The organism is Pseudomonas sp. efr-133-TYG-23 (assembly GCF_030209215.1).
Taxonomy (GTDB): Bacteria; Pseudomonadota; Gammaproteobacteria; order Pseudomonadales; family Pseudomonadaceae; genus Aquipseudomonas; species Aquipseudomonas rhodesiae.
The window spans coordinates 17,854-44,118 of the sequence record NZ_JARVSL010000003.1 but is presented as its reverse complement, the minus strand read 5'-3'; the positions used below and the strand labels follow the sequence as shown (position 1 = coordinate 44,118).

At 61.6% G+C, this 26,265-nt stretch carries 27 protein-coding genes and 1 tRNA gene; 13 read left to right on the top strand and 15 right to left on the bottom strand.

The features are described from left to right. Positions 1 to 10 precede the first annotated feature (10 nt). Complete coding sequence (locus tag QRN41_RS02175) at positions 11 to 646, bottom strand: LysE family translocator (RefSeq protein ID WP_040265234.1); 636 nt, start codon at positions 644 to 646, stop codon at positions 11 to 13. 376 nt (positions 647 to 1,022) lie between these two features. Between QRN41_RS02175 and QRN41_RS02170 the strand changes: the two genes are divergently transcribed. Next, positions 1,023 to 2,087: a 2,3-butanediol dehydrogenase gene (locus QRN41_RS02170; RefSeq protein ID WP_232925220.1), complete on the top strand. Its 1,065-nt coding sequence runs from the start codon at positions 1,023 to 1,025 to the stop codon at positions 2,085 to 2,087. Positions 2,088 to 2,195: 108 nt separating this feature from the next. On the opposite strand, the gene QRN41_RS02165 is transcribed toward QRN41_RS02170, so the two are convergent. The 8 genes from QRN41_RS02165 to QRN41_RS02130 all read right to left on the bottom strand — a co-directional run bounded on the left by QRN41_RS02165 (position 2,196) and on the right by QRN41_RS02130 (position 8,355). Next, positions 2,196 to 2,591 (bottom strand): hypothetical protein, encoded by a 396-nt coding sequence (locus tag QRN41_RS02165; RefSeq protein ID WP_034136423.1) that lies wholly within the window; start codon positions 2,589 to 2,591, stop codon positions 2,196 to 2,198. Positions 2,592 to 2,758: 167 nt separating this feature from the next. Beyond that, positions 2,759 to 3,664: an aromatic amino acid exporter YddG gene (gene yddG / locus QRN41_RS02160; RefSeq protein ID WP_167418119.1), complete on the bottom strand. Its 906-nt coding sequence runs from the start codon at positions 3,662 to 3,664 to the stop codon at positions 2,759 to 2,761. A 103-nt stretch (positions 3,665 to 3,767) separates the two neighbouring features. After that, complete coding sequence (locus tag QRN41_RS02155; protein WP_167418120.1) at positions 3,768 to 4,544, bottom strand: helix-turn-helix domain-containing protein; 777 nt, start codon at positions 4,542 to 4,544, stop codon at positions 3,768 to 3,770. 254 nt (positions 4,545 to 4,798) lie between these two features. Then, positions 4,799 to 4,875, bottom strand: a tRNA-Arg gene (locus QRN41_RS02150). 144 nt (positions 4,876 to 5,019) lie between these two features. Next, on the bottom strand, positions 5,020 to 5,205 hold the full coding sequence (locus tag QRN41_RS02145) for a hypothetical protein (protein ID WP_123480141.1): 186 nt from the start codon (positions 5,203 to 5,205) through the stop codon (positions 5,020 to 5,022). A 61-nt stretch (positions 5,206 to 5,266) separates the two neighbouring features. Continuing rightward, entirely contained in the window at positions 5,267 to 7,246 is a 1,980-nt protein-coding gene (locus QRN41_RS02140) for an FUSC family protein (RefSeq protein ID WP_167418121.1), read from the bottom strand. Further along, entirely contained in the window at positions 7,246 to 8,154 is a 909-nt protein-coding gene (locus tag QRN41_RS02135; protein WP_167418122.1) for an efflux RND transporter periplasmic adaptor subunit, read from the bottom strand. The genes QRN41_RS02140 and QRN41_RS02135 overlap by 1 nt, the downstream gene beginning before the upstream one ends. 12 nt (positions 8,155 to 8,166) lie before the next feature. Beyond that, a complete protein-coding gene (locus QRN41_RS02130) occupies positions 8,167 to 8,355 on the bottom strand; it encodes a DUF1656 domain-containing protein (protein WP_034136459.1) in 189 nt (62 codons plus the stop codon). Positions 8,356 to 8,488: 133 nt separating this feature from the next. Here QRN41_RS02130 and QRN41_RS02125 point away from each other — a divergent pair, with 133 nt between their 5' ends. The 4 genes from QRN41_RS02125 to QRN41_RS02110 all read left to right on the top strand — a co-directional run bounded on the left by QRN41_RS02125 (position 8,489) and on the right by QRN41_RS02110 (position 13,764). Continuing rightward, positions 8,489 to 9,313 carry an AraC family transcriptional regulator gene (locus QRN41_RS02125; RefSeq protein ID WP_167418123.1) on the top strand — a complete coding sequence of 275 codons (825 nt, stop codon included), beginning with the start codon at positions 8,489 to 8,491 and terminating at the stop codon, positions 9,311 to 9,313. Between the two features lie 223 nt (positions 9,314 to 9,536). Continuing rightward, positions 9,537 to 10,979 carry an NADP-dependent succinate-semialdehyde dehydrogenase gene (gene gabD, locus QRN41_RS02120; RefSeq protein ID WP_034095304.1) on the top strand — a complete coding sequence of 481 codons (1,443 nt, stop codon included), beginning with the start codon at positions 9,537 to 9,539 and terminating at the stop codon, positions 10,977 to 10,979. A gap of 182 nt (positions 10,980 to 11,161) precedes the next feature. Beyond that, positions 11,162 to 12,439, top strand: coding sequence for a 4-aminobutyrate--2-oxoglutarate transaminase (gabT, locus tag QRN41_RS02115; protein ID WP_034095305.1), 1,278 nt, complete (start codon positions 11,162 to 11,164; stop codon positions 12,437 to 12,439). Positions 12,440 to 12,546: 107 nt separating this feature from the next. Next, positions 12,547 to 13,764, top strand: coding sequence for an HDOD domain-containing protein (locus tag QRN41_RS02110; protein WP_167418124.1), 1,218 nt, complete (start codon positions 12,547 to 12,549; stop codon positions 13,762 to 13,764). Here QRN41_RS02110 and QRN41_RS02105 read toward each other — a convergent pair. Together QRN41_RS02105 and desA are read right to left on the bottom strand one after the other, a co-directional pair. Then, positions 13,761 to 14,774 (bottom strand): GGDEF domain-containing protein, encoded by a 1,014-nt coding sequence (locus tag QRN41_RS02105; RefSeq protein ID WP_034111275.1) that lies wholly within the window; start codon positions 14,772 to 14,774, stop codon positions 13,761 to 13,763. The genes QRN41_RS02110 and QRN41_RS02105 overlap by 4 nt on opposite strands. Before the next feature lie 188 nt (positions 14,775 to 14,962). Continuing rightward, the gene (desA, locus tag QRN41_RS02100; RefSeq protein WP_034136443.1) at positions 14,963 to 16,147 is read right to left on the bottom strand and encodes a delta-9 fatty acid desaturase DesA; all 1,185 of its coding nucleotides are present in this window, start codon (positions 16,145 to 16,147) and stop codon (positions 14,963 to 14,965) included. Positions 16,148 to 16,313: 166 nt separating this feature from the next. Here desA and dibA point away from each other — a divergent pair, with 166 nt between their 5' ends. The 6 genes from dibA (at position 16,314) to QRN41_RS02070 (ending at position 22,431) form a co-directional block, all read left to right on the top strand. Next, complete coding sequence (dibA, locus tag QRN41_RS02095; protein ID WP_167418125.1) at positions 16,314 to 18,227, top strand: phosphodiesterase DibA; 1,914 nt, start codon at positions 16,314 to 16,316, stop codon at positions 18,225 to 18,227. 184 nt (positions 18,228 to 18,411) lie between these two features. Continuing rightward, on the top strand, positions 18,412 to 18,594 hold the full coding sequence (oscA, locus tag QRN41_RS02090; protein ID WP_007941032.1) for a sulfur starvation response protein OscA: 183 nt from the start codon (positions 18,412 to 18,414) through the stop codon (positions 18,592 to 18,594). A 64-nt stretch (positions 18,595 to 18,658) separates the two neighbouring features. Beyond that, a complete protein-coding gene (locus tag QRN41_RS02085) occupies positions 18,659 to 19,669 on the top strand; it encodes a sulfate ABC transporter substrate-binding protein (protein WP_034095310.1) in 1,011 nt (336 codons plus the stop codon). Between the two features lie 76 nt (positions 19,670 to 19,745). Beyond that, positions 19,746 to 20,564, top strand: coding sequence for a sulfate ABC transporter permease subunit CysT (gene cysT, locus QRN41_RS02080; protein ID WP_034095311.1), 819 nt, complete (start codon positions 19,746 to 19,748; stop codon positions 20,562 to 20,564). 13 nt (positions 20,565 to 20,577) lie between these two features. After that, positions 20,578 to 21,447, top strand: coding sequence for a sulfate ABC transporter permease subunit CysW (gene cysW, locus QRN41_RS02075; RefSeq protein ID WP_034111277.1), 870 nt, complete (start codon positions 20,578 to 20,580; stop codon positions 21,445 to 21,447). Between the two features lie 3 nt (positions 21,448 to 21,450). After that, positions 21,451 to 22,431 carry a sulfate/molybdate ABC transporter ATP-binding protein gene (locus QRN41_RS02070; protein WP_034095313.1) on the top strand — a complete coding sequence of 327 codons (981 nt, stop codon included), beginning with the start codon at positions 21,451 to 21,453 and terminating at the stop codon, positions 22,429 to 22,431. 142 nt (positions 22,432 to 22,573) lie between these two features. Here QRN41_RS02070 and QRN41_RS02065 read toward each other — a convergent pair whose 3' ends face one another. Next, on the bottom strand, positions 22,574 to 23,101 hold the full coding sequence (locus QRN41_RS02065; RefSeq protein WP_040265252.1) for an Mpo1 family 2-hydroxy fatty acid dioxygenase: 528 nt from the start codon (positions 23,099 to 23,101) through the stop codon (positions 22,574 to 22,576). An 83-nt stretch (positions 23,102 to 23,184) separates the two neighbouring features. On the opposite strand from QRN41_RS02065, the gene QRN41_RS02060 reads away from it, so the two are divergent. Further along, positions 23,185 to 23,871, top strand: coding sequence for a Crp/Fnr family transcriptional regulator (locus QRN41_RS02060; RefSeq protein ID WP_034136448.1), 687 nt, complete (start codon positions 23,185 to 23,187; stop codon positions 23,869 to 23,871). A 1-nt stretch (position 23,872) separates the two neighbouring features. On the opposite strand, the gene uraH is transcribed toward QRN41_RS02060, so the two are convergent. Together uraH and QRN41_RS02050 are read right to left on the bottom strand one after the other, a co-directional pair. Continuing rightward, positions 23,873 to 24,283: a hydroxyisourate hydrolase gene (gene uraH / locus QRN41_RS02055; RefSeq protein ID WP_167418126.1), complete on the bottom strand. Its 411-nt coding sequence runs from the start codon at positions 24,281 to 24,283 to the stop codon at positions 23,873 to 23,875. A gap of 23 nt (positions 24,284 to 24,306) precedes the next feature. Next, positions 24,307 to 24,780: a GlcG/HbpS family heme-binding protein gene (locus QRN41_RS02050; RefSeq protein WP_167418127.1), complete on the bottom strand. Its 474-nt coding sequence runs from the start codon at positions 24,778 to 24,780 to the stop codon at positions 24,307 to 24,309. A gap of 100 nt (positions 24,781 to 24,880) precedes the next feature. Between QRN41_RS02050 and QRN41_RS02045 the strand changes: the two genes are divergently transcribed. Beyond that, positions 24,881 to 25,246, top strand: coding sequence for a response regulator (locus QRN41_RS02045; protein WP_167418128.1), 366 nt, complete (start codon positions 24,881 to 24,883; stop codon positions 25,244 to 25,246). Here QRN41_RS02045 and QRN41_RS02040 read toward each other — a convergent pair. Continuing rightward, positions 25,243 to 26,247 (bottom strand): AraC family transcriptional regulator, encoded by a 1,005-nt coding sequence (locus tag QRN41_RS02040; protein ID WP_167418129.1) that lies wholly within the window; start codon positions 26,245 to 26,247, stop codon positions 25,243 to 25,245. The two genes, QRN41_RS02045 and QRN41_RS02040, sit on opposite strands and share 4 nt — an antisense overlap. Positions 26,248 to 26,265 lie beyond the last annotated feature (18 nt).

Genomic DNA, 26,265 nt, shown 5'->3' with positions numbered 1-26,265 from the left:
CGCTGCGCCCTCAGCGCCGCCCTTCCAGCGCCATGCGCACGGCCAGCCCTGCCAGCACCGTCCCCATCAACCAGCGCTGTACCAACTGCCATAGTGGTTTGGCCGCCAGAAACGAGGCGATGGAGCCCGCCGACAGGGCGATCAACGCGTTAACGCTCACACTGATCATGATCTGGGTAAAACCCAGCACGAGGGACTGCGCCAGCACACTGCCGTGGCCATCGGGCACGATGAATTGGGGCAGCAACGACAGGTATATCACCGCGACTTTCGGGTTCAACAGGTTGGTGACAAAGCCCATCATAAACAACCTGCGCGGTCCGTCCTGAGGCAGATCGCGCAACTGGAACGCCGAACGCCCACCGGGCTTCACCGCTTGCCAGGCCAGGTACAGCAAATACAACGCGCCGCCGAGCTTGAGCGCGTCATACGCAAAGGGCACCGCCATCAGCAGAGCGGTAATACCCAGCGCCGCGCAGAGCATATAAACCATAAAGCCCAACGCCACGCCGCCCAGGGAAATCAAGCCCGCGACCCGCCCTTGGCAGATCGAGCGGGAGATCAGATAGATCATGTTCGGGCCGGGCGTCAGCACCATCCCGAGGCAAATCAGACCAAACGCCAGCAGGCTCGACAGTTCGGGCATGGGGTAACTCCTGTAGGTAATGCCAGCCGTGGGCGCGTGGTCGCGGGTGGCGGGATGCGCACGATGGTAGGGCGGCCGAAGGCGGCGCGTTAGATACAGATGGCCCGACAAAACGTCATACAGGCACGCAGCGCTGAGACGGAGCGTCTCAATCGCTCAGCGCTTTCTCAGAGGTCTGATTCAGGGCGTCTCATTCGACGGTGATTGCGGCCAGCGCGGGTTGTGCCACGGATCGCTCTAAAAAACGCCTGTGCGAGGATTTTCGCGCAGCTGGCACCGGCCTTGCTCTGGCCCTCGCAACCCCCCGCGGGGTTTGTCACTCACTGCCGTTTCAAGGAGCCTTGCCATGACCCTAACGATCAATCCGCAACGCAGCATGCGTGCCGCTGTCTGGCACGGCCGTCACGATATCCGCGTCGAAGACGTTCCCCTGCCCGATGCGCCGCCCGCCGGCTGGGTGCAGATCCGCGTGCAATGGTGCGGCATTTGCGGCTCCGATCTGCATGAGTACGTGGCCGGGCCGGTGTTTATCCCGGTCGATGCGCCGCACCCACTGACCGGCATCAAGGGCCAGTGCATCCTCGGTCACGAGTTCTGTGGCGAAATCGTCGAACTCGGCGCCGGCGTGCAAGGCTTCAGCGTCGGCGAACCGGTGGCGGCCGATGCCTGCCAACATTGCGGCACCTGCTACTACTGCACCCACGGCCTGTACAACATCTGTGAAAACCTGGCTTTCACTGGGCTGATGAACAACGGCGCCTTCGCCGAACTCGTCAACGTACCCGCCAACCTGCTGTACAAGCTGCCCGCCAACTTTCCCGCCGAAGCCGGTGCACTGATCGAGCCCCTCGCGGTGGGCATGCACGCCGTGAAAAAGGCCGGTAGCCTGCTGGGGCAAAACGTCGTGGTGGTCGGCGCCGGCACCATCGGCCTGTGCACCATCATGTGCGCCAAGGCGGCGGGCGCGGCCCAAGTGATCGCCCTGGAAATGTCCGGAGCCCGCAAGGCCAAAGCCAAGGAAGTGGGCGCGACCCACGTACTCGATCCCAACCAATGCGACGCCCTGGCCGAAGTACGCCGCCTCACCGGCGGGCTCGGCGCGGATGTCAGCTTCGAATGCATCGGCAACAAACACACCGCCAAACTCGCCATCGACCTGATCCGCAAAGCCGGCAAATGCGTGCTGGTGGGCATCTTCGAAGAACCCAGCGAATTCAACTTCTTCGAACTGGTGGCCACCGAGAAACAGGTACTCGGCGCGCTGGCCTATAACGGCGAATTCGCCGACGTGATCGCGTTCATCGCCGATGGGCGGCTGGACATCACGCCGCTGGTGACGGGGCGCATTCAGCTGGAACAGATCGTGGGGGCGGGTTTCGAGGAACTGGTTAAAAACAAGGAACACAATGTGAAGATCATTGTGTCGCCTGCTCGGGTCTGAAGCGTGGGCTGTGCCCCCACTCCTGACTCCCCAAGCCAGACTGAGGAGGGGAGTGGGGGCAAGATTGTCGGTATGACGCTAAAAGTCTTCGCAGACGGCGGCCTTCAATCACGCATCCACAGGCCAAGTACCGCGACGCACCATCTCCCGGACACGATCAGCGCCGTTGGCCCGAACCAGCAACTCCATGCGTGCTTTCTCGATGTCCTCCGCGCTCCATTGATCGGTCGCCATCGTGGCTTTTTCATGGGACCAACCGTTGTCGTAGTGACGCACTACATACTGCTGCTGGTATTCCCACATCGACGTCCCGGGAATCGGCGTGACGATAAACGGGTTGGCGTAAGCCATGCCGGCGCCCATGAGGTTGACCGCGTAGTCGATGGTGCGGTCGATCAGCTCCAGGCTCTCTACAAAAGGCTTTTGCCCAGGTCCGCCGGGGGGATTGACGAACCCCAGCATGAACCCGCCGGTAACCTGAATGCCGTGCTGGTGCCTCGCCATGGGCGCGACGGCGGATGCCGGTTCGGCTGTTCAGCAACGATGGCTTTCCCAGATGACTGAGTAAGGGCCGCGTGGGCGCGACTGAAAAGCTCGGCCCGTCGCTCTTGATCCTCATGGTTCCCTGCGAAGCTATCAAGTTCATTTCCCTGTCTCCTTACCCGTCGAGATCACCCTGAGGTCGTGCGTGAGCGTGAAGTGGCGATGACCGCCCCCGTAATGATCAACACCGCGGGAATCATCAGGATCGGCTTGGCATCGCTTTGCCCCACGGCAATCAGCAGGAGCGTGGAGAACAGCGGCGCGAGATAAGACAGGGCGCCCAGCATCGATAGGTTTCCGTGCTTGGTCGCGTGGTCCCAGGCAAAAAAAGCCAGGCCCACTGGGCCCAGCCCCAGGGCAATGATTGCGGCCCACTGGCCCGGCCCAGGCCGCACCGTGGTTTCCAAAGCCAGGTGGCAGAGCCCGCCGGCCACTGCCACCAGCCCGCAGATCCCCCCGATGATGCTGCTCGGAACATGGCTGAACCGCCGGTTGAACACCGAATACATCGCCCAGACCCAGGCACACGCAAAGGCTGCGGCGTAACCGACCACCGGCATCGACGCACTGTCACTCCGGGCCCGCAGCTGCATGATGAAGGCCGTCCCCGCCAGGCCAAGCAGGGCGCCCAGCAGCTGGCGCTTGCGCAGCGACTCGCCGGTGGCAAAGCTCGACAGCAGCACGATCAGCAGTGGCCACAGGTAGGCAATCAGGCTGGCTTCAGCCGCAGGCGCGGCCTTCAACGCAAAGAAATACAACGCGTGATAGACAAAGATCCCGGCAAAACCCGTGGCCCACACAGGCCAGGGCTGACGCCAACTGCTGAACCCTGCTGCGCCACGCATCCCCAGCACGCATAGGCTGGCCACAAACGCGACCGCGAAGCTCAAAGCCAGTAACTGAAAGGCCGGGATGCCGGCGGTCAAGGTGGTCAAAAGCGCCAGGCACGCCCACAAAAACACGGCAATCACCCCGATCAGCGTCGCACTGGTTGCGCCCTTGGCAAGGGTGATGGATGGGTTGGAAGTGCTCATGCAAGCCCCGTCTGCGGATAATCCTCAAGCGGGAACAATAGAAAGGTCGAGAGAGGGAGTATTGATCAGGCCCGCCAAAGAATTGTTCGGGACTGCTGTTTTTTCAGGGAACGCGCCCTTGTTTACGCACCACGGCCGGCGTCAGATGGCGGGCTTTCTTCAGGGCATGGGTTAACGCACTTTGGTCGGCGTACCCGGCGCGATGCGCAATATCAATGATCGACAAAGACGTTTGGCGCAGCAGATCAATGGCCAGATTCAGGCGCAAGTTCGCGATATGCGAGAACGGCGTGGTGTTCAGGTGCTGCGCGAATAGCACATACAAGCGCCGCTCACTGGTGCCCGCATAACGCGCAATATCATGCACCGTCAGGGCGCTGCCCAAGTGCTTCTCGATGTAGGCCAACGCACGAGCGAGAATGAACTGACCGGGATCGCTCCGCGCAACCTCGGGCTGCAATAACGAACACAACAACAACCGACTCCAGGACTCGGCCATCGCGAGCGACCCGACCAACTGTGGCCCGTTGCAACTGGCGTAATCGAGCAAATGCCGTATATCGGGCCTGACCGCAAAAAAGCGCTTGTCGTTGAGTGGGTCAAATGACGCAACCGTACCCTTCTGCACCTCGCCACGCTCGGTCGAGACGTCCAGCACCAGGAAACGGTTATGGGTATTGGCCAGGAACGTATGCCGAGCCCCAGCAGAAATCACCACCCCCTGACTCGCATCGACCTTGCCACCTCGCCCGTCGACCTCAATCTCCATCGACCCGGATTGAGGAAGCACGATTTGATGGAAGTCGTGCTGGTGAAGCTCGACCTGACCAGAGTAGGAGCGTAATGAGAGGGAGAGCGATTGGGGGGTGGTGGTGCTCATCCGTGAGTCTCCGGGGGTGAGGGGGGTATCGTATGTCAGTGCTCTGGTTGGATGCCAGACTGTATGTGGGGGGAGGGATTTTGCTGGGCTTGGGGTTGTGTTTATGAGGACGTTAAGGCGTGTGATTCAACGGTGCGACGGGGGGACTTGCGGGGGGAAGGGCAGTGGTAAACCGTTAGGAACAAGAAAGCCCGCACTAGGCGGGCTTCTTGAGGTGTTCCGTAGACTGTCTGAGACAGGTCTAAACAGCTATATGGTGCACCCGGCGGGATTCGAACCCACGACCCCTGCCTTCGGAGGGCAGTACTCTATCCAGCTGAGCTACGGATGCAATGCGGGCGCCATGATACTCATCTGGCCGGGGGGCGTCCAGTTGCAGGGCGGTGAAGGGGCAAATCAGGGCAGGGTCTTACGTCTGCGGTGTCGCTGAGGGTTTGCCCGCTTGATGTCGCCGCCCGGTCCATGGGGGCTGGGTTCAGGACTCTGGCGCAGCCGTGGACTGATGCGGCGGGTGGCCGTGGGGTTGTTTGGGGGCTTTTTGCTGGGTCGTTCTGTTCTGCTCATGCCAACGCGTCAAGGCGTCAGCGCCGCCCTCGGCGTGGGCAAACACTGGCAGGGTGATGATTGAAGCGAGCGCGATCCACTTGATTAACGTGTTCATTCTGCAAGTACCTTCGTGAGTGGGGATAAGCAGTCGGCAATACCGCGAAAGCGGCCGACCTTCAGGTGATGGCCGTCGTTGCGTTTTCGTATCGCTCCAGTAGCCAGGCCAGGTTTCGGTAACGCGCCGCCCACTGCTCGGCGCCCAGCCGCTGCATGGACTTGGCTGCTCTGCGTGCTTGTGCGGCTCCTATGGCGGTGTGGTGAGTCGACCGGGTCAGCCTTCTATTGGCCGTGGCTGCGCAGCGGGCAATCGGCGAGCCGGGGGGCAGGCGACGTGTGTGGCGTTGGAGTCGTGCGAGTTCGCGGCTGAGTTGGAGCGATAGATAGCCAGCCTCGTAATCCCCCTGACGGTGGGCGCCCAACAGGCTTTTCAAGGCGACGATGCGGTGCTGCTGTTGCGCTTGCCACCGGCGATGATTGAGCGTGTCTGCTCGATGCAGAAGCCGGCGCGTTGCGTGTAGCAGCGAGCGCTTGAGTGCCTGCACGGTGTGCTGGGGCTTTTTGGGAACAATGTTGAACGCCAGAAGACAGATGCCCATCGCGACAAACCAGGCGAGCGCTTGGTTGACGAAGTCGGCGAAGTCGTAATGAGCGGTCGCGCCGGTGCTGACCAGCGTGTTGAACGCAATCAGGTAGGCGATCCCGATGAGGGCTTGACGAGGTCGGGTGGTGGCGTGAATGCCGAATGACCAGAACACCGCCAGCATCACTACAAGCAGTGGAAAGCCATTGATCGCCGGCATCAGTAAAAATTTGCACACCAGTGCGGCCAGCGTGGCGTAAAAGGTCCCTTTGATAAAACCGATGATGCCTTGAACCGGGTCGGGCGCCGCAGCCGATAGCGTGCAGCAGGGCCCCAGCACCGCCAGCAGGGTGGGGCCTTGATTCCAGCCGCTCAGGTACCACACGGCACCGGCGACCAGGGTGGCACCCAAGGCACGCAGACCGTTGCGAGCGGCGTCCTGATAGTTGCGATGAAACCCCTTCACCGTTTGGCGCGCTTGAGTGTCGCGCTCAAGGCTGGAGAAGCTGTGCAGGGCGGCATGCAGATCCGCAAGCTGCTCGCGCAAGCGCTCCACCCCTAACGCCGTGAGGGCAGAGGCTGCGCGAAGGCCGCCAACCGTTTCCTCGTTCTCAAGCGCGCTCATTGCTTGTTTCACCCGATCCGCCGCCGTAGTGAAGTCGAGGGTGCGATCGTCCAACGCCTCGCCCAGGTGCCGAAGCGCTTTACTGATCCGGTTAAAAAACAAACACCCCGGGGCATCGTGATCGTCCAGGCGTATATCCATAACGGCCGACTGCAATTGAGCGAGACCGGTTTGAATCACGGGCAGGCGCGTCCGGATAAGCACGGACTCACCCCAGCCGATGCCGAGAAGCTCATCCACTTTGCCGATGTCCATCGACAGCTGCGCGCGCCGCGCGGCCAGCTCGGGTGTTTCTTCGTTGGTGAACCGATCAGCCAACTGGTGTGCAGCGCGGGCAGACACGTCGACCAGCGCGTTCAGCAGCTTGCGATCAATGGTTTTACGACTGCCCAGCGTGGCAATAAGGCTGAGGCTGAACACGCCGACCACCACGGCGGTGCCTCGGGTCACGATGTGATCGAAGCCTTGCTCGGGGGCGACAATGGCGGGGCCCAACGCCAGGCACACGGTGTAGCCGGCGACTACCGCCGCAGTTGCCTGGTAATGCCGCAGCAGCGTCATTGCCGCCACACATAAGCCGAGCCACAGGCCGACGCCGAAGATGAACAGCAACATCTGCTGGGCAAACATGCCCAGCAGAATAAAGGCCGCAGTCACCCCGATAAGCGTTCCAACCATACGGTTGAAGCCCTTGCCGACCACCGCCCCTTGCACCGGATGCACCAGCAGGAGCACGGTGGAGGCCGCAGAAAAAGGCGAGTCCAGTTGCAACTCAAAACCCAGCCAAAGCGCAAGGGTCGCGGCGATGATGCTGCGCAACACATACGCGAAGGTATCGGCCGTCCACGGTAGAGGTAGTGAGGCGAGCGCGCGGCGGACATACTCGGCCATCACATAAACCCCTGCAGCCAGTGGGTGAACCTCCAGTGCGACGGCGACTGCGCATCGACGATCTCAACGCTCGCCGTCATCCCCGCCGCCAGTTCGACCCCGGCCGGAACTTTATCCAGTTCGATGCGTACAGGCACGCGCTGGGCCAGTCGTATCCAGCTGAACGTCGGGCTGACTTGAGGTAACCCGCTGTCGTTGCGCAGTTCATTGCCATCGGCGATCCCGCGTCCGATGCTGGCGACGTGTCCCTTGAGCAGTGGCGAGAAGCCCATCAATTTGATGGCTGCGGGCGCGCCTTCGCGGATGTTGGAGAGCTTGGTCTCTTCGAAATAGCCAGTGACCCAAAAGCTATGGCCATCGACCACGAACAGATTGGTATCGCCGTGGGCGGCGTAATCGCCTGGCTGTAAGCGCAGTTGAGTGACATAGCCGTCTACGGGGGAACGCAGGGTCGTGCGCTCCAGGTCCAGCCGCGCTCTGGCCAATTGGCCCTGCGCGGCATCGAGGCGAGCTTTGGCGACGTTCAGGGCGCGAGCGGCGTTGTCGATTTCCTCGCGGGCAATGGCGTCCCCGAGGCGAGTGCGACGTTTGAATTGTTCGTTGCGTTGCTCAAACACACTTTGCGCTTCGGCCAGCTCTGCCGCCCGTTGGCGCTGGGCCAGCAAATAGTCGCGCTGGTCGATGCGGTAGAGCAGATCGCCTTTGGACACCCATTGATTATCAGCCACCGCCAGGTGTTCGACCTGGCCGGACACCTCTGGGGCTATGCGAATAACTTGAGCGCTGACCCGCCCATCGCGGGTCCAGGGCGCCAACACATAGGCACGCCACAGCTGCATGCACAGGGCGACGGCGACAAGGCCCAAGGCCAGGGTCGCGGAGGCTTTCAGGCATTTGACGACAGACATAGGCGGCCTCACTCAAACCGTCAGAAACAGCGTGGCCAAAATGATCAGCAGCACAAAAAAGCGCGACAGGCTGGGATGCCATGCCCACTCCAAGGGGCCGTCGACTAAATGTTTCAACGCCTGGTAAGCGAGGGCCGAGGCGATCAGATAGGCCAACAACGGAGGGATGTAGAGGTTCGCAATCGACAGTTCACTCAGCATCTTCATCACCGTAAATCGATGGGCTCGCAGGGAGCGAGCGCTACTAGATGAGAATGCTACGCAACAACCGGAGGTGCCGATATCGACTACACTGCCAATTAATAATCAAATCCGGTCAATGTGAGAGATGCCAATGCAGGACGTTCAGCACCCGCCACTGGAGCAATTCGACCTGGACGACCTTGGTCAGCCCGCCGTGGCGCTGATGCTGACCACGCAGCAGCACGTCAGGGAGTTTCCGGTGCATGAGCACCGCAAAGGCCAACTGGTCGTGGCCTGCCGCGGCGGTATCGTTTGTACGGTGGAGAATGGGGTGTGGATGGTGCCACCGGGGTTCGGTGTGTGGATTCCGGCCGGTGTGTCCCACAGCAACCGGGTCACGGCGAATGGGCAAGTGTGCTTTCTGCTGGTTGAACCTGAGGCGGCGGCGCTGCCCGATCAATGCTGCACATTGGCGTTGTCACCGGTGATTCTCGAACTGATCTTTCATCTCAGCGCGCAGGACCAGGCGTACCCGGCGGACTCTCCCACGGCTCGGTTGACCAGCGTATTGCTCGAACAGCTGGAAATGGCACGCTGCGAGCAGTTGTACCTGCCCCTTCCTGCCGCTTCCCCCTTGCGCACCATCGCCAAGGCCCTGGCGCAGGACCCTTCCAACCGCTCGACCATTGCCGATTGGGCGAGGCAGGTGGCCATGAGCGAGCGCTCCCTGGCTCGGCTGGTCAAAAGCGAAACCGGCCTGACCTTTGGCCAGTGGCGCCGGCAATGGCAGTTGATCGTGGCATTGCAGAGCCTGGCGGAAGGAGAGACCGTCCAACGCACTGCCGAAGTGCTGGGTTATGAGTCGGTGAGCTCTTTTATCAGCATGTTCCGAAAGACCCTGGGCGCGTCGCCGGCGCGGTACGTGCGCAGTACTGGCATGGCCAAGACTTCGGCAGCGCCTACGCTGGTCAGATAACGTCAGCGAATTCGCCGTTTTCGTTCTTTTTTTCGAACATCCTATTGCCCTGCACCCCCATTGATCCTAGGATTCGTTTGAGATTTCAAACGCTCTGTCTCCCGTGCGCTTTTTTCGCTTCACTCGCGCGCAGGGGCTGATTTCCCTGACGGCAGCCCACAAGGCGCCTTTCAACAACTCTAATTCGCTCCGCGTGCGCGCGGTGCTGTTAAGGAAACCCGACATGCAGCTTAAAGATGCCCAGTTGTTCCGCCAGCAAGCCTTTATCGATGGCGCTTGGGTCGATGCGGACAACGGCCAGACCATCAAGGTCAACAACCCGGCCACCGGTGAGATTCTCGGCACCGTGCCAAAGATGGGCGCCGCAGAAACCCGCCGCGCCATCGAAGCCGCCGACAAGGCGCTGCCAGCCTGGCGCGCACTGACCGCCAAGGAGCGCGCCAACAAGCTGCGTCGTTGGTTCGAACTGCTGATCGAAAACCAGGAAGACCTCGGTCGCCTGATGACCCTCGAACAAGGCAAGCCGCTGGCCGAAGCCAAGGGCGAAATCGTCTACGCCGCGTCCTTTATCGAGTGGTTCGCCGAAGAAGCCAAACGCATCTACGGTGACGTGATCCCCGGCCACCAGCCCGACAAGCGCCTGATCGTGATCAAGCAGCCGATCGGCGTGACCGCTGCGATCACCCCGTGGAACTTCCCGGCCGCGATGATCACCCGCAAAGCCGGCCCGGCCCTGGCCGCCGGTTGCACCATGGTCATCAAACCGGCCTCGCAAACCCCATTCTCGGCCCTGGCCCTGGTGGAACTGGCGCACCGTGCCGGTATCCCGAAAGGCGTGTTGAGCGTGGTCACCGGCAGCGCCGGCGACATCGGCGGCGAACTGACCAGCAACCCGATCGTGCGTAAATTGTCCTTCACCGGCTCGACCGAAATCGGTCGCCAGTTGATGGCCGAATGCGCCAAGGACATCAAGAAAGTGTCCCTGGAACTAGGCGGCAACGCGCCGTTTATCGTGTTCGACGACGCCGACCTGGATAAGGCCGTCGAAGGCGCGATCATCTCCAAGTACCGCAACAACGGCCAGACCTGCGTCTGCGCCAACCGCCTCTACATCCAGGATTCGGTATACGACGCGTTCGCGGAAAAACTCAAGGTGGCGGTGGCCAAGCTCAAGATCGGCAACGGTCTGGAAGAAGGCACCACCACTGGCCCGCTGATCGACGAAAAAGCCGTGGCCAAGGTGCAGGAGCACATCGCCGATGCGGTGAAGAAGGGCGCCAAGCTGCTCAGCGGCGGTAAGGTGATTGAAGGCAACTTCTTCGAGCCGACGATCCTGGTCGATGTGCCTAAAGACGCTGCCGTGGCCAAGGAAGAAACCTTCGGCCCGCTGGCGCCGCTGTTCCGCTTCAAAGACGAAGCCGAAGTGATCGCCATGTCCAACGACACCGAATTCGGCCTGGCTTCCTACTTCTATGCTCGCGACCTGGGCCGTGTGTTCCGCGTGGCCGAAGCCCTGGAATACGGCATGGTCGGCGTCAACACCGGGTTGATCTCCAACGAAGTGGCGCCGTTCGGCGGCATCAAGGCCTCGGGCCTGGGCCGTGAAGGGTCCAAGTACGGGATCGAGGATTACCTGGAAATCAAATACCTCTGCCTGGGCATCTAAGCCCCGTAAGAGATTGCAGTAAACGCAGAGGGCACGAGAGCGCTGACCCTTTGCGTGTTTCATATCGTTATTCGTAGTGGCCGGGAAAGCTGTGGCAGTCGATCATCGCATGCTGCCGTAGTTGCCTCCCCGCCACGTATTCCTTGGACCACGCCACCCGATGAGTGGCGAATGAGGACTTTATGAGCAAGACCAACGCATCCCTGATGAAACGCCGCGAAGCCGCTGTACCGCGCGGTGTTGGCCAGATCCACCCGATCTTCGCCGAATCGGCGAAGAACGCCACCGTGACCGACGTTGAAGGTCGCGAGTTCATCGACTTCGCTGGCGGCATCGCCGTGCTGAACACCGGCCACGTGCACCCAAAAATCATCGCCGCCGTGACCGAACAGCTCAACAAGCTGACCCACACCTGCTTCCAGGTCCTGGCCTACGAGCCTTACGTGGAGCTGTGCGAAAAAATCAACGCCAAGGTCCCTGGTGATTTCGCCAAGAAAACCCTGCTGGTCACCACCGGTTCCGAAGCCGTTGAAAACGCCGTGAAAATCGCCCGCGCCGCCACTGGCCGTGCCGGTGTGATCGCCTTCACCGGCGCTTACCACGGCCGCACCATGATGACCCTGGGCCTGACCGGTAAAGTCGTGCCTTACTCGGCCGGCATGGGCCTGATGCCCGGCGGTATCTTCCGCGCGCTGTACCCGAACGAACTGCATGGCGTGAGCATCGACGATTCGATCGCCAGCATCGAACGCATCTTCAAGAACGATGCCGAACCGCGCGACATCGCCGCGATCATCATCGAGCCGGTGCAGGGCGAGGGCGGTTTCTACGTCGCGCCAAAAGCCTTTATGAAGCGTCTGCGCGAACTGTGCGACAAGCACGGCATCTTGTTGATCGCCGACGAAGTGCAAACCGGTGCTGGCCGTACCGGTACCTTCTTCGCCATGGAACAGATGGGCGTCGCCGCCGACCTGACCACCTTCGCCAAGTCCATCGCTGGCGGCTTCCCGCTGGCCGGTGTGTGCGGCAAGGCCGAGTACATGGACGCCATCGCCCCAGGCGGCCTGGGCGGCACCTACGCCGGTAGCCCGATCGCCTGCGCCGCGGCACTGGCGGTAATGGAAGTGTTTGAAGAAGAGCACCTGCTGGACCGCTGCAAAGCCGTCGGCGAGCGCCTGGTGACTGGCCTTAAAGCTATCCAGGCCAAGTACCCGGTGATCGGCGAAGTACGTGCCTTGGGCGCGATGATCGCGGTGGAGTTGTTCGAAGACGGCGACAGCCACAAGCCGAACGCTGCCGCCGTGGCAGCGGTAGTGGCCAAGGCCCGTGAAAAGGGTCTGATCCTGCTGTCTTGCGGCACTTACGGTAACGTCTTGCGCGTACTGGTGCCGCTGACCTCGCCGGACGAGCAGTTGGACAAAGGATTGGCGATCATGGAAGAGTGCTTCTCTGAACTCTGATAACGACCGTTGACAAAAAACCGCTTCGGCGGTTTTTTTGTGCCCGCAGATTGTACGGCGCAGGCCGCGTTGACTATGGTTCAGGCATTGCCGATGGAGCGTGACGGATGACTGCGGTTGATTTACCGGCTGTACCCCGTGTGTTGATTGCCGAGGCGGACCCTTGGTCGCAAGACCTGCTCAAGCAGGTGCTGCTGGCGGTGCGTTGTGACGCCCGGCTTGATGTGTGCGCCGACGGGCAGCAGGCGGCTACCCTGCTGCGCGACAAGCCCTACGATCTGATCCTGGCCGACTGGGAGTTGCCGGTCATCGACGGCTTGAATCTGCTGCGCGCGGTGCGTCAGCAGCGCCGTACGCCGCCTCTGCCATTTATTTTGCTGAGCAGTCGCAATGACAGTGCCAGCGTGCGCGAAGCCTTGCCCCTGGCACCCACGGCATACCTGACCAAACCGCTGAACATGCAGGCGCTGACCCAGCGTCTGCAGGACTTGCTGCTTAACGAAGGCGAAAGTGTGTATTGCGAAGTACCGGCGCTGACGCCGGGCATGACGTTGCCGGGGTTTCTGGAGCAGCGTCGCGAAGCGTCCGATGGCGCACCGCTGCGGGTCGATGTGCAAGCGGCCGTGCAGCACAGCCTCGGCCCCGACGGCCTGGACCTCAAACGCCTGGAAGAACAGGTGCGCACAGACCCGCAAATCACCGCCGTGCTTATCGCCGCCGCCAACAGCGCCGGCCATCACGGCGCACCGGTGCAGACCCTCCACGCGGCGTTGCACACACTGGCGCCGGGGCAAAGCATGAACCTGATCCTGGGCCTGGCGCTCAAGCACAACGTAGTACTCGGCGATCCGGTGCTGGCGGCGTACGCCGAGCGCTATTGGCAGTTGTCCCAAGACACGGCGGATTACGCGCTGCTGCTTGCGCACTTGCTTGAGCTGGATCGCGAGCGCTGCTACAGCGCCGGCATCCTGCATCAGTTGGGGGACCTGGCGCTGTTGCGCAGCCTGGAAGACTGGCGCCGGGGCGGTGGGGAGCTGGACGACAAAGCGATTGGCGAGTCCCTCGACACTTTTGGCGCCGCCTTCGGCTCCTCGCTGCGCGCGCGCTGGCGCTTGCCGCTGGAACTGCGTCAGCTGATTGCGGCGAGCTATTCACTGGAGGGCGGGGTGTATGCCCGTGATGCGCTGGCGGTGAACCTGGCCGCGCAAATGGCGCGGTTGACTGAGCACGAAGGCTTGGAAGCGTTGGCCGACGGCAAGACGGCACGTTTGCTCAAGATCGGCTTGTCGGAGTTGACGCGGATTCGCAAAAGGCCGGTGGGCTAAAAGTCGACGGTGGCGACGATGATGCGGTTCTTGCCCTGGCGTTTGGCTTCGTACATGGCGGCATCGGCACGGGCGAACAGGTTGTCCAGGGTTGAGTCTTCTTCGCTGAGGTTGGCCAGGCCCTGGCTGACGGTCACGCCAAATGCCTGGCCTTCGTAGCTGAAGTTCAGCGCTTGAATCTCTTTACCCAGACGTTCGGCCACCTGCAGCGCCATCTCCGGCGCGCAGCCAGGTAGCACGGCGGCAAACTCCTCGCCGCCAATACGCCCGAACAGGTCGCCACGGCGCAGCACCCCTCGGCCACTTTCGGCGATACGCCGCAGTACTTGGTCACCTTCCAGGTGGCCATAGGTGTCGTTGATGTCCTTGAAGTCGTCGATGTCCAGCAACAGAAAGGCCAGCGGCGCACCCTGTACGCTGGCGGTGTCGAAGGCTTGGTTGGCGCACTCGAAGAAGTGCCGGCGATTGCTGCTCTGGGTCAGCACGTCGGTGGTGGCCAGGCGGTGCAACTCCAGCTCCAGTTGCTTCTTTTCGGTGATGTCCTCGGCTATGCCTACCACGATCACCGGCTCGCCAGGCTCGACCTGCTGGTTGATGTAGCACTTGTCGCTCAGCCAGCGAATCTTGCCCTCGGCGGTGATGATGCGGTATTCGCGGTTTTCCACCGCGCCCTGTTCCAGCACGCGGGCCAGGCTTTGTTCGGCGTAATCGAGGTCTTCGGGGTGAATGCTGTTGCGCCATTCGCGATGATCGGCCAACAGCAGGCTGGCAGGGCGGCCGAAGACGCGTTCGTAGGCCGGGCTGACGTACAACACGCGGCGCGTCTCCCACTCCATGGCCCAGAGCACGGCATTCACACTCACCAGCAGCGAGCTGAGCAGTTGTTCGCGTTCGCTCAGCCGCTCGACTTCACCCTGAGCATGCACCAGCGCCAGCAGGGTCGAAGCCGCAGCCGGAAGCGGTTGTTCGGCAGTGGGCGGGTCAGGTAAATGAGGCTTTTCTTGAACCATCGGCACAACTCTCTCTGGGCGCGCCGCAAGGCGAAGCAGCGGTCACAACAAGGGGCCACCATGATGGCGAAGTGTTCTTTGAGAGAGGCGAATTGCGGTGAAGTTCCGTCAACGGTGTCGATTGGCGGCGCCCGGTAAATGACGCCAAAAACAGGTCGCGTGGGAGGGCGAGCCCTCCCACGGCAGGGTCACACGGCGGCAGGGCGCAGCGAGTAGGTTTTCAACTGGTGGGCAAAATCCCGCAGGGATTGGATGCCACTGGCTTCGGCTTCGTGTACCCATTCCTTGATGGCTGCCAGCATGTCGTGACCATTGGCGCTGGTCTTGACCCAGATCTGTTGCAGCGCCAGACGCTTCTCGTAGATCACCTTCAGCGCCTGGCTGTGTTCCAGCATGCTTTGGATGCGCAAGTGATGGCGATCATCCAGCAGGCTGGTTTCCCGCGACAGCAGGCGCTTGGCCCGATGGAATTGGTGCCGCACCGAGTGATCGACTTTTTCCAGCTCCTGTTTGACCAGCGGGCCAATCACCAACTTGCGGTACTGGGCCATGATCTGGAAGCGGTTGTTGAGGATCGCCATGGCGGTGTCCATGTCCAAATGGCCCTTGCCCTCCACGCGATGGGCAATCGGCGCCACGCGCTGCACCTTGGCCAGGCGCAGGAAGCTGAACACCTTGATCCACGCCCAACCCAGGTCGAACTCCCATTTCTTCACCGACAACTTGGCGGAGTTCGGGTAGGTGTGGTGATTGTTGTGCAGTTCTTCACCGCCGACGATGATGCCCCACGGCACCAGGTTGGTGGCCGCGTCACGGCATTCGAAGTTGCGATAGCCCACCGCATGGCCCAGGCCGTTGATCACGCCGGCGGCCCAGAACGGGATCCACATCATCTGGATTGCCCAGATGGTGATGCCGATGGTGCCGAACAGCAGCAGATCGATCACGCCCAGGATCGCCACGCCCAGCAGTGGGTAGGGGGTGTAGAGGTTGCGTTCGAGCCAGTCGTCCGGGCAGTTCTTGCCGTAGATACGCAGGGTTTCGGGGTTCTCCGCCTCGGCACGGTAGAGTTCGGCACCTTTGCGCAGGACGGTAGACAGGCCCTTGATCACGGGGCTGTGGGGGTCGTCGACGGTTTCGCATTTGGCGTGGTGTTTGCGGTGGATGGCGGTCCACTCGCGGGTGTTCTGCGCCGTGGTCAGCCACAGCCAGAAGCGGAAGAAGTGTTTAAGCCCGGCATTGAGCTCCAGGGAGCGATGGGCGGAATAGCGGTGCAGATAGACGGTGACCGCAATGATGGTCACGTGGGTCATCAACAGAGTGACTGCCACCAGTTGCCAGGCCGACAAGTCAAGAAAACCGTTGTACCACATAGGCTGTATGGCCCTCAGATAAAGAAAAGAACAGCTCACGCATTATCACTAAGCCTACAGAGAAAACCAGCCGCCCTTTCAGATAAGACTTACTGGATGTTTCTTATTCTATAATCCGCAGCCTTCGTGGGGCGATTCTGTTTTTTGGGTAAGGATTACTGAACCTATGCTGCTTTCATACCGAGGTGCCCTGCGCGCGGGGCTGGTATATCTGCTGGTTTCCGTCTTATGGATCGGGCTCACGCAGCGTGTATTGATCGAGTTTCTCGATAACCCCAATGAGATGAGTCTCTGGATCCAGGCGTGCGGCTACATTTGGGTAGCCCTCACCGCGCTGGCGATTTACCTGATGTGCGCGCGCTTCGTACGGGCCAATCTGCTGTTGCAGCCGTCCAAGGAGCACCGCGAGCGCCTGCGCCAGGCTGCCGCCGTGTTCGATTGCACCCGCGAGGGGGTACTGGTCACGGATGCCCAGGGCCTGATCGTGCACGTCAACCGCGCGTTTATGGAGATCACCGGATACCGGCGCGACGACGTGATGGGGCAACAGCCGAGTTTGTTCAAGTCCGGGCGCCATTCGTCGCTTTTTTACCAACAGATGTTCCAGGCCTTGGAGCGCACGGGCGAATGGAGCGGTGAAATCTGGAATCGGCGCAAAAGCGGCGAAATCTACCCGCAATGGCAAACCATCCGGGTGATTCACGATGATCATGGCCACATCAGCCATTACGTCGCGGTGTTTTCCGATATCAGCGCCATCAAGAACTCCGAGCACGAGCTGGCTCACTTGGCGCACCACGACCCCCTGACCGACCTGCCCAATCGTCTGCTATTCACCGACCGCACCGAACAGGCGCTGGCCTCGGCGCAAATCCACAAACGTGGTTGCGCTCTGCTGTTGCTCGACCTGGATCACTTCAAAATCATCAATGACAGCCTCGGCCACAACGTCGGCGACCAATTGCTCAAACTGGTCGCCGAGCGGCTGCAGAGCCTGTTCGGCCCCGGCGTGACCCTAGCGCGGCTGGGCGGGGATGAATTCGCGGTGCTGGCGGAAAGTTGTCCACAGGTGGTGCAGGCCGCGGCATTGGCTCAGCGCATGCTCGATGTGATGAAGCAACCGTTCATCTTTGACGGCCATCAGTTGTTTGTCAGTGCCAGCATCGGTATCAGTTTGTTCCCCAACGACGCCCTCAGCGCCGAACAATTGTTGCGCAACGCCGATTCCGCGCTGTTCAAAGCCAAGGGCGTCGGTCGCGAAAGCTACGCGCTGTACACCGAGGAACTCACGGCCCATGCACAGAACCGCGTGGAGGTGGCCAGCGAGCTGCGTCGCGCCCTCGAACAGCAGGAACTGCGCGTGTATTACCAGCCAGTACACGACCTGACGGGCAGCCGCCTGGTGGGCTTGGAAGCGTTGGTACGTTGGCAGCACCCGGAGCGCGGCCTGGTGCCGCCCATCGAATTTATCCCGATTGCCGAACGCACTGGCCTGATCGCAGAGATCGACGCCTGGGTCATGGATCAAGCCTGCCGCCAGATGTGCCAATGGCTGGCCGACGGCGTAAGGCTGAGCTTTGTCGCCGTCAACGTGTCCAGCCGCCTGTTCGCCCGGCGCGAGCTGTACGAGCAAGTCGCCCAGGTGCTGCATGACACGGGTTTGGACCCGGCATTCCTGGAACTGGAAGTCACCGAAAGCGCGGTGATGGACGACCCCGAGGCGGCCCTGGAACAGCTGCATCGCCTGCGCGAATTGGGTTTGCGCCTGGCGATCGACGACTTTGGCACCGGCTATTCCTCCCTTCTGCGCCTCAAGCGCCTGCCCGTGCAGAAGCTCAAGATCGATCAGGGGTTTGTCGCCGGGTTGCCATGGGATGAAGATGACATGGCGATCGTGCGCGTGGTCATCGCCCTGGCCAAAAGCATGGGCATGCAGGTGCAGGCCGAGGGTATCGAACAGGTGGAGCAGGCGCGGTTCCTGTTGGAGCAGGGCTGTGATCTGGGCCAAGGGTATTGGTTTGGCCGGCCGATACCCGCACATGAACTCGATTGGGATCGCGCACCCCTCATCCAAGCTTGAAACACCGTCAAGTGTGGGAGGGGGCCGGCTTCCTCCCACAACCTCACGCCTACCAAAAATTCTTTTTGGTTATATAAAAATTCTTAAATAGTATTTTTAAGAATATTCACGCTTATCTACTATCGCTCTCACGCCGCAAGCAGTGCCGCCACTGCCAGGCACTATTCATTTCAGGAGCGAGACCATGAGCGCATCTCTACGTAGCGTCGACGGCCAGGACGAAGCAACCATTTTGCGTGAGATCCAGAGCGCCCTGCGCGATCTGCGTTTTGGCGCGGTGGAAATTACCGTGCACAACGCCCAGGTGGTGCAGATCGAGCGCAAGGAAAAATTCCGTTTGCAGAATCCCGGTAACAAACCGAGCTAAGCGCTGACGGCGATAGACCCGCAACTATAAGAAAAAGCCAACACCCAGAATTTCAGGAGCTTCTATGTCGTCGATTCGCCGTTATGCCCTGGCCGCCCTGGCCAGCGCCGTATTTGCCGGTTCCGCGGTTGCCAAGGATTACGAGCTGCTCAATGTCTCGTACGATCCGACCCGCGAGCTGTACCAGGACTACAACGCGGAATTCACCAGCTTCTGGAAACAGTCCCATCCCGGCGACACCGTCAAGATCCAGCAATCCCACGGCGGTTCTGGCAAGCAAGGCCGTGCGGTGATCGACGGCCTGCGCGCCGACGTGGTGACCCTGGCCCTGGCCGGTGACATCGACGAAATCGCCAAACTGGGCAAAACCCTGCCGGAAAACTGGCAGACCCGCCTGCCGGACGCCAGTACTCCGTACACCTCGACCATCGTGTTCCTGGTGCGCAAGGGCAACCCCAAAGGCATCAAGGACTGGGGCGATCTGATCAAGAAGGACGTCTCGGTGATCACGCCGAATCCGAAAACTTCCGGCGGCGCCCGCTGGAACTTCCTCGCCGCCTGGGCCTATGGCCTCAAGGCCGGCGGCAGCGAAGCCAAGGCCCAGGAATACGTGAAGGAACTGTTCAAGCACGTACCGGTGCTGGACACCGGCGCGCGCGGCTCGACCATCACCTTCGTCAACAACGGTCAGGGCGACGTGTTGCTGGCCTGGGAAAACGAAGCGTTCCTGGCGCTCAAGGAAGACGGCGGCAAAGACAAATTCGATATCGTCGTACCGTCCCTGTCGATCCTCGCCGAACCGCCGGTAGCGGTGGTGGATAAGAACGCCGAGAAGAAGGGCAACACCGAAATCGCCACCGAATACCTCAAGCACCTGTACAGCCCCGCTGGCCAGGAGATTGCGGCGAAAAACTTCTACCGTCCACGGGATGAGAAAGTCGCCGCCAAATACGCCCAGCAGTTCCCGAAACTGGACTTGGTGACTATCGACAAAGACTTCGGCGGCTGGAAAACTGCCCAACCGAAATTCTTCAATGACGGTGGCGTGTTCGACCAGATCTACACGGCGCAGTAAGCCAGCAACAACCCGCCCACAGAGCCCGCATTCAGCTGCGGGTTTTGTGTGTCCGTTACGCTAACCAAGGACTCTTATGTCGCGTCGTATTTCCCCCGTCATACCCGGCTTCGGGCTGACGCTGGGTTACACCGTGGTGTACCTCAGCCTGATCGTACTCATCCCCCTTGCGGCGATGTTCGTTCACGCCGCTCAACTCACCTGGGATCAGTTCTGGGCCATTATTTCCGCACCCCGCGTGCTGGCGGCATTGAAGCTGAGCTTCAGCACCGCGCTGTACGCCGCGTTGATCAACGGCGTGATCGGCACGCTGCTGGCCTGGGTGCTGGTGCGCTACACCTTCCCCGGTCGCAAGATCATCGACGCGATGATCGACCTTCCATTCGCCTTGCCCACCGCCGTGGCCGGTATTGCGCTAACTGCGCTGTATACGCCGACCGGCCTGGTGGGCCAGTTCGCCGCCGACCTGGGCTTCAAGATCGCCTACACGCCGTTGGGCATCACCCTGGCGCTGACCTTCGTGACTCTGCCGTTCGTGGTGCGCACGGTGCAGCCGGTACTGGCCGATATCCCGCGCGAAGTCGAAGAAGCCGCCGCCTGCCTGGGCGCCAAGCCGTTGCAGGTGTTCCGCTACATCCTCGTGCCGGCGCTGTTGCCGGCCTGGCTGACCGGTTTCGCTTTGGCGTTCGCCCGTGGCGTGGGGGAGTATGGCTCGGTGATTTTTATCGCCGGCAATATGCCGATGAAAACCGAGATCCTGCCGCTGCTGATCATGGTCAAGCTCGACCAATACGACTACCGCGGCGCCACCTCCATCGGGGTGTTGATGCTGGTGGTTTCCTTTGTGCTGCTGCTGCTGATCAACTTGCTGCAGCGGCGTATCGAACGTCCTTAAGGAGGCGCGGAACATGTCCCAATCGTCTATTTCCGCCGCGTCCTCCAACGCCGCCCGACGTGGCAGCGCGGCGTCGCGGCGCATCCTGATCGGCTTCGGCTGGCTGGTGTTCGTGCTGTTTTTGCTGCTGCCGCTGTTTATTGTGGTGTCCCAGGGCCTGAAGAACGGCCTCGGCGCGTTCTTTACCGCGATTCTGGAGCCCGATGCGCTCTCGGCGTTGAAACTCACGGTGATCGCCGTGGCCATTTCGGTGCCGCTCAACGTGGTGTTCGGCGTCAGCGCGGCGTGGTGCGTGAGCAAGTACTCGTTCCGTGGCAAAAGCATTCTGGTGACGCTGATCGACCTACCGTTCTCGGTCTCGCCGGTGATTGCCGGTCTGGTGTATGTGCTGATGTTCGGCGCCCAGGGCTTCTTTGGCCCGTGGCTGCAAGAGCACGACATCCAGATCGTGTTCGCACTGCCGGGCATCGTGCTGGCGACCATCTTCGTCACCGTGCCCTTCGTGGCCCGTGAGCTGATCCCGCTGATGCAGGAGCAGGGCACTCAGGAAGAAGAAGCCGCGCGCCTGCTCGGTGCCAACGGCTGGCAGATGTTCTGGCATGTCACCGTGCCGAACATCAAATGGGGCCTGATCTACGGCGTGGTGCTCTGCACGGCGCGGGCGATGGGGGAGTTCGGCGCGGTGTCGGTGGTGTCCGGCCACATTCGCGGCGTGACCAACACCTTGCCGCTGCATGTCGAGATTCTCTACAACGAATACAACCACGTCGCCGCGTTCGCGGTGGCGAGTCTGTTGCTGGTCCTGGCGCTCTTCATCCTGCTGCTCAAGCAGTGGAGCGAGAACCGTATCAATCGCCTGCGCGCCAGTGCGGCAGAGGAATAAGTCATGTCGATCGAAGTCCGTAACGTCAGCAAGAACTTCAACGCCTTCAAGGCTCTGGACAGCATCAATCTGGATATCCAGAGCGGCGAGCTGGTGGCGTTGCTCGGCCCTTCCGGCTGCGGCAAGACCACCTTGCTGCGCATTATCGCCGGCCTGGAAACTCCGGATGACGGCAGCATCGTGTTCCACGGCGAGGACGTGTCCGGCCATGACGTGCGTGATCGCAACGTCGGTTTTGTGTTCCAGCACTACGCGCTGTTCCGCCATATGACCGTGTTCGACAACGTCGCCTTCGGCCTGCGTATGAAGCCGAAAAACCAACGGCCCAGCGAAAGTCAGATCGCGGCGAAAGTCCATGAGCTGCTGAACATGGTGCAGCTCGATTGGCTGTCCGACCGCTACCCGGAACAACTCTCCGGCGGCCAACGCCAGCGCATTGCCCTGGCCCGCGCCCTGGCGGTGGAACCCAAAGTATTGCTGCTGGACGAACCCTTCGGCGCCCTCGACGCCAAGGTGCGTAAAGAACTGCGCCGCTGGCTGGCGCGCTTGCATGAAGACATCAACCTCACGTCGGTTTTCGTGACCCACGACCAGGAAGAGGCCATGGAAGTCGCCGACCGTATCGTGGTGATGAACAAGGGCGTGATCGAGCAAATCGGCTCACCGGGCGAGGTGTACGAAAACCCGGCGAGTGACTTCGTGTACCACTTCCTCGGCGACTCCAATCGCCTGCACCTGGGCGAAGACCAGCACGTGCTGTTCCGCCCCCACGAAGTGTCGCTGTCGCGCCATGAACTGGAAGACCACCACGCCGCCGAAGTCCGCGATATCCGCCCGCTGGGAGCGACGACGCGAGTGACCTTGAAGGTGGAGGGCCAGCCTGAACTGATCGAAGCCGAAGTGGTGAAAGACCACGACAGCCTGATCGGCCTGGCCCGTGGCGAAACCCTGTTCTTCAAGCCCAAGGTCTGGCAAAAAACCTGAGAACCCTGCGCTACCCAATGTGAAAAATGGGGCCAATGTGGGACGGGCGGTGCGACGATTCGACTTGCCCCCCCGATAGCAGTGGGTCAGTTGATATAGATGTCACTGACCCGCCGCCATCGGGGGCAAGCCTCCCCCATATTCAGACCTGTCTCGGCTTTAGATCGCGGCGTGCCACCGGGCCCGAGCGTTCTTCGATCTGCCGCTTGAGCCCCTGCCGCAACCCCAGCAAAAACGCCACCTCCGCCACCACAAACAGCGGCCCCACGATCAACCCCGAAATGTCATCCACAAACGCCGGTTTCTTGCCTTCGTAATAGTGGCCGACAAACTGAATCACCCAGCCCACCACAAACAGCCCGACGCCGCTGCTCAGCCACACCAGCGTGCTGTGCGCGGCGAGTGTGTGCCCGGCCCACACCGATAACCCCATCAGCGCGCTCATCAACACGCCGAGCGCCAGTTCCAGGCGCAGGTAAAACCACGCCGACAGCAGCGCCACGATAAGCGCCGGAGATATCCACAGGCTGCCGATAGCCCAGGTGGGGCGCGACAGCAGCACGGCGACGGCGATGACGATCAACGGGATGCCGACAAAATGGCTGGCGATATTGCGCGGGTCGCGGTGGTAGGCGGCGTATTGACTGAGGTGGTCGACGAGGCTTTTCATTGTTGTTCCTCCTGTAGGATGTTTGATCATGCCCTGTCGGACCACGCCTGACTGTCAGCTGGGCGACAATCTTCGGAGCGCTCATGAACCCAGAGAACTGGCACCGCCAATTGGTCACCGGCCACTGGTTCAGCCATTTACCGGACGACTTTCAGCGTAGCCTGCTGGCGGCCGCTCGGTTGCGCACGTTGGCGGCGGGGCAGTTGCTGTTCAAACGCGGCGATCCGCCCTGTGGCCTGTACGCCGTGCTTGACGGCGCGGTGCGCATCAGCGCGGTCAATGCCCAAGGCAAGGAAGCGGTTTTGAGCCTGGTGGAAACCCCTTACTGGTTCGGTGAAATCTGCCTGTTCGACGGCCTGCCGCGCACCCATGATGCGCTGGCCATGGGGCCGTGCACGTTACTGCAGGTGCCGCAGGCAGCGATGCTCGCGCTGCTTGAGCGCCAGCCGGCGTACTGGCGGGAAGTGGCCCTGTTGATGAGCCATAAACTGCGGTTGTCGTTGATCAATATCGAACAGATGAGCCTGATGCCCGCGTCGGCGCGTCTGGCCCATCGGTTGCTGATGATTGCCGAAGGCTACGGCGAAATCGAACAAGCACGCCGCGTGCTGCAACTGCCCCAGGAAGACCTGGCGGCGATGTTGGGCCTGTCGCGCCAGACCATCAACAGCTTGCTCAAGAGCCTGGAGCAGCAGGGCATTATCGGCTTGAGTTACGGCGCAATCGAAGTGCTCGACCTGCCTGGCCTGCGGCGTGCCGCAGGCGCGTGAACTAGGAACCGCGATAGGTGGAGAACCCGTACGGGCTGAGCAGCAGCGGAATGTGGTAGTGCTGGTCGGCCTGCTTGACCTGGAAAATCACCGGCACTTGCGGGAAGAACGTCTCGCGGTTGGCTTTTTTGTAATAGTCGCCGGTCTTGAACACCACACGGTACTCGCCGGGCGTCAGGCTGCGGTCGGCGGGGAACAGTTCGGCAATGCGCCCTTGCTGGTTGGTCACGCCCTCGGACAGCGCTTGCCAGTGATCGCCCACCTGCTGTTCCAGAGTGACGCTGACGCCCGCCGACGGCAGGCCGTTTTCCAGGTTGAGAACGTGCACGCTCAGCGGGTTGCCGGCGGCCAGGGCCAGGTTGCACAGGCCGCTCAGGCTGAGGGCGGCGAGGGTCATGCTCAGGGTTTTCATGGGGAGGTCCTTTCGAGGGTTAATCACAGAGAAGTTTTCAGGCCCAGTTGCTCGGCGGCCTGGACGGCACAGGCTTCGTCCTGCGCTGCGCCACCGGCTCCGGCGATACCCAGCGCGCCGACCAGTTCGGCGTCGGCAAACAACGGCACGCCGCCACCGAGCAACAGCAATTCGGGCAAGGTGTTAAGGTTGGCCGCTTCCGGGTTGTTGCGGGCGCGCTCGGCAAATAGCCGGGTGGCGGTTTTGCTCGACAGCGCGGTGTAGGCCTTGCGTTGGCTGGCGAGGCTGTTGTGCGGCCCCACAACGTCAGCGCGCAGGGCCACCAGCAAATTGCCGCCGCGATCGAGCACGGTCAGCGCGGCGTTGCAGTGGGCCAGGCTGGCATCGGCCAATTGGCGGGCGGTACGCAGATCCAAATCGGCATGGCGTGGCAATTGCGGCGCCGCTTGGGCGGCGCCGCTCAGGGCCAGGCTCAGAAACAAAGCAGTGCGATACATGGTGAAAGCTCCGTTGAACAGGCCGCCACGGTAGCCAGTGAACGGGGTCAGAAGCCGCACAATTGGATGACAGGTTTGTCATTAAACCCAGAGGTAAGGCATGCAGGTGTTGTTAGTGGAAGACCAGCCGCAGCTGGCGCAACGCATGGCCCAAGGCTTGAGCGAGGCGGGTTTCGCCGTAGAAGTCGCGGCCAACGGCATGGCCGCGCAGCGCTTTGTGGAAAGCAACGTGTACGACCTGGTGATCCTGGACGTGATGTTGCCGGGCCTGAATGCCTGGACGCTGCAGCAGGCGATCCGACAGCAGGGCGACACGCCGCTGTTGTTCTTGACCACACCGGGCGGGATCGAAGATCGCCTGCGCGGGTTGGAACTGCATGAGGATGACTACCTGCTCAAGCCCTTTGATGACAAGGCTCTGGTCGCGCGGGTCAAGAAGCTGTTGCGGCGCGAGCGTGGGCGCTAACCCAGGCCTTCTCTGAACTGCCCCGGCGTCATCCCCGTCCAGCGCTTGAACGCGCGGTTGAAGCTGCTGGTATCGGCAAACCCTAATAAATGGCTGATCTCGGCCAACGAACACTGCGGATCGCGCAGGTGCTGCAACGCCAGGTTCTGCCGACATTGGTTGAGCAGCGCATCGAACCGACAACCTTCATCCGCCAGGTGCCGTTGCAGGCTGCGCAGGCTCAGGTGCAGGGCCTGGGCAACGCGTTCGGCGCTGGGCTCGCCGTCCGGTAATTGCGCTTCGATGACCGCCCGCACCTTGCGCTCCCAGGTCAGCGGTTGCAGTTGGGCGAGGGTGCGTTTGAGCACGGTTTCGTTGTGTTCGGCCAGCTCCGGGTTGGCGTCGTCCAGGTGGCTGTCAAAGTCGCGCGCGGCGAATTCCAGGCGGTCTTCGTCGGCGGCAAAAAATACCGGCGCGCGGAACACCGTTTGCCACGGCGTCGGATCGGCCGGCGGCGGGCGGCGCAGGTACACGGCCAACGGCGCGTAATCCCGACCCAGGCGATTGCGGCAGGTGCGCACGTAAATCGCCGCGAACGCATCAATGGCCTCCAACGCTGGCGCCGGGCTGCCTGGCGGTTGTAGCAGGCGAAACCGATAGCGCTCACCATCGCCGCTCAACTCCAGGGTCAAGGCGTCACTGACCACCGGGTGGTAACGCACGATGCGTTCGAACACCTCGCGCAAACTGCCGCTGGCCACCAGCGCATAGCCCAACGCATGAAACGTGGTGGGGCTGACAAACCGCGACACCCGCAGACCGATCGCCGGATCGCCGCTGGCCTGCACCGCCAATTCCCACAGGCGCGTGGTGGCCGACAGCGGGTAGCGCGCGTTTGGGTCTTCCATCAGCTGCGGATCGAGCCCGGCCTCGTGGCATAGCGCGGCGCTGTCCAGGCCCAAGGCATCGAGCTGCTTGCGCAAGGCGCGGGTCCAGCTGGCGAGGGAGGTGGGTTCGGTCATGGCGATTGGCGTGTGCGG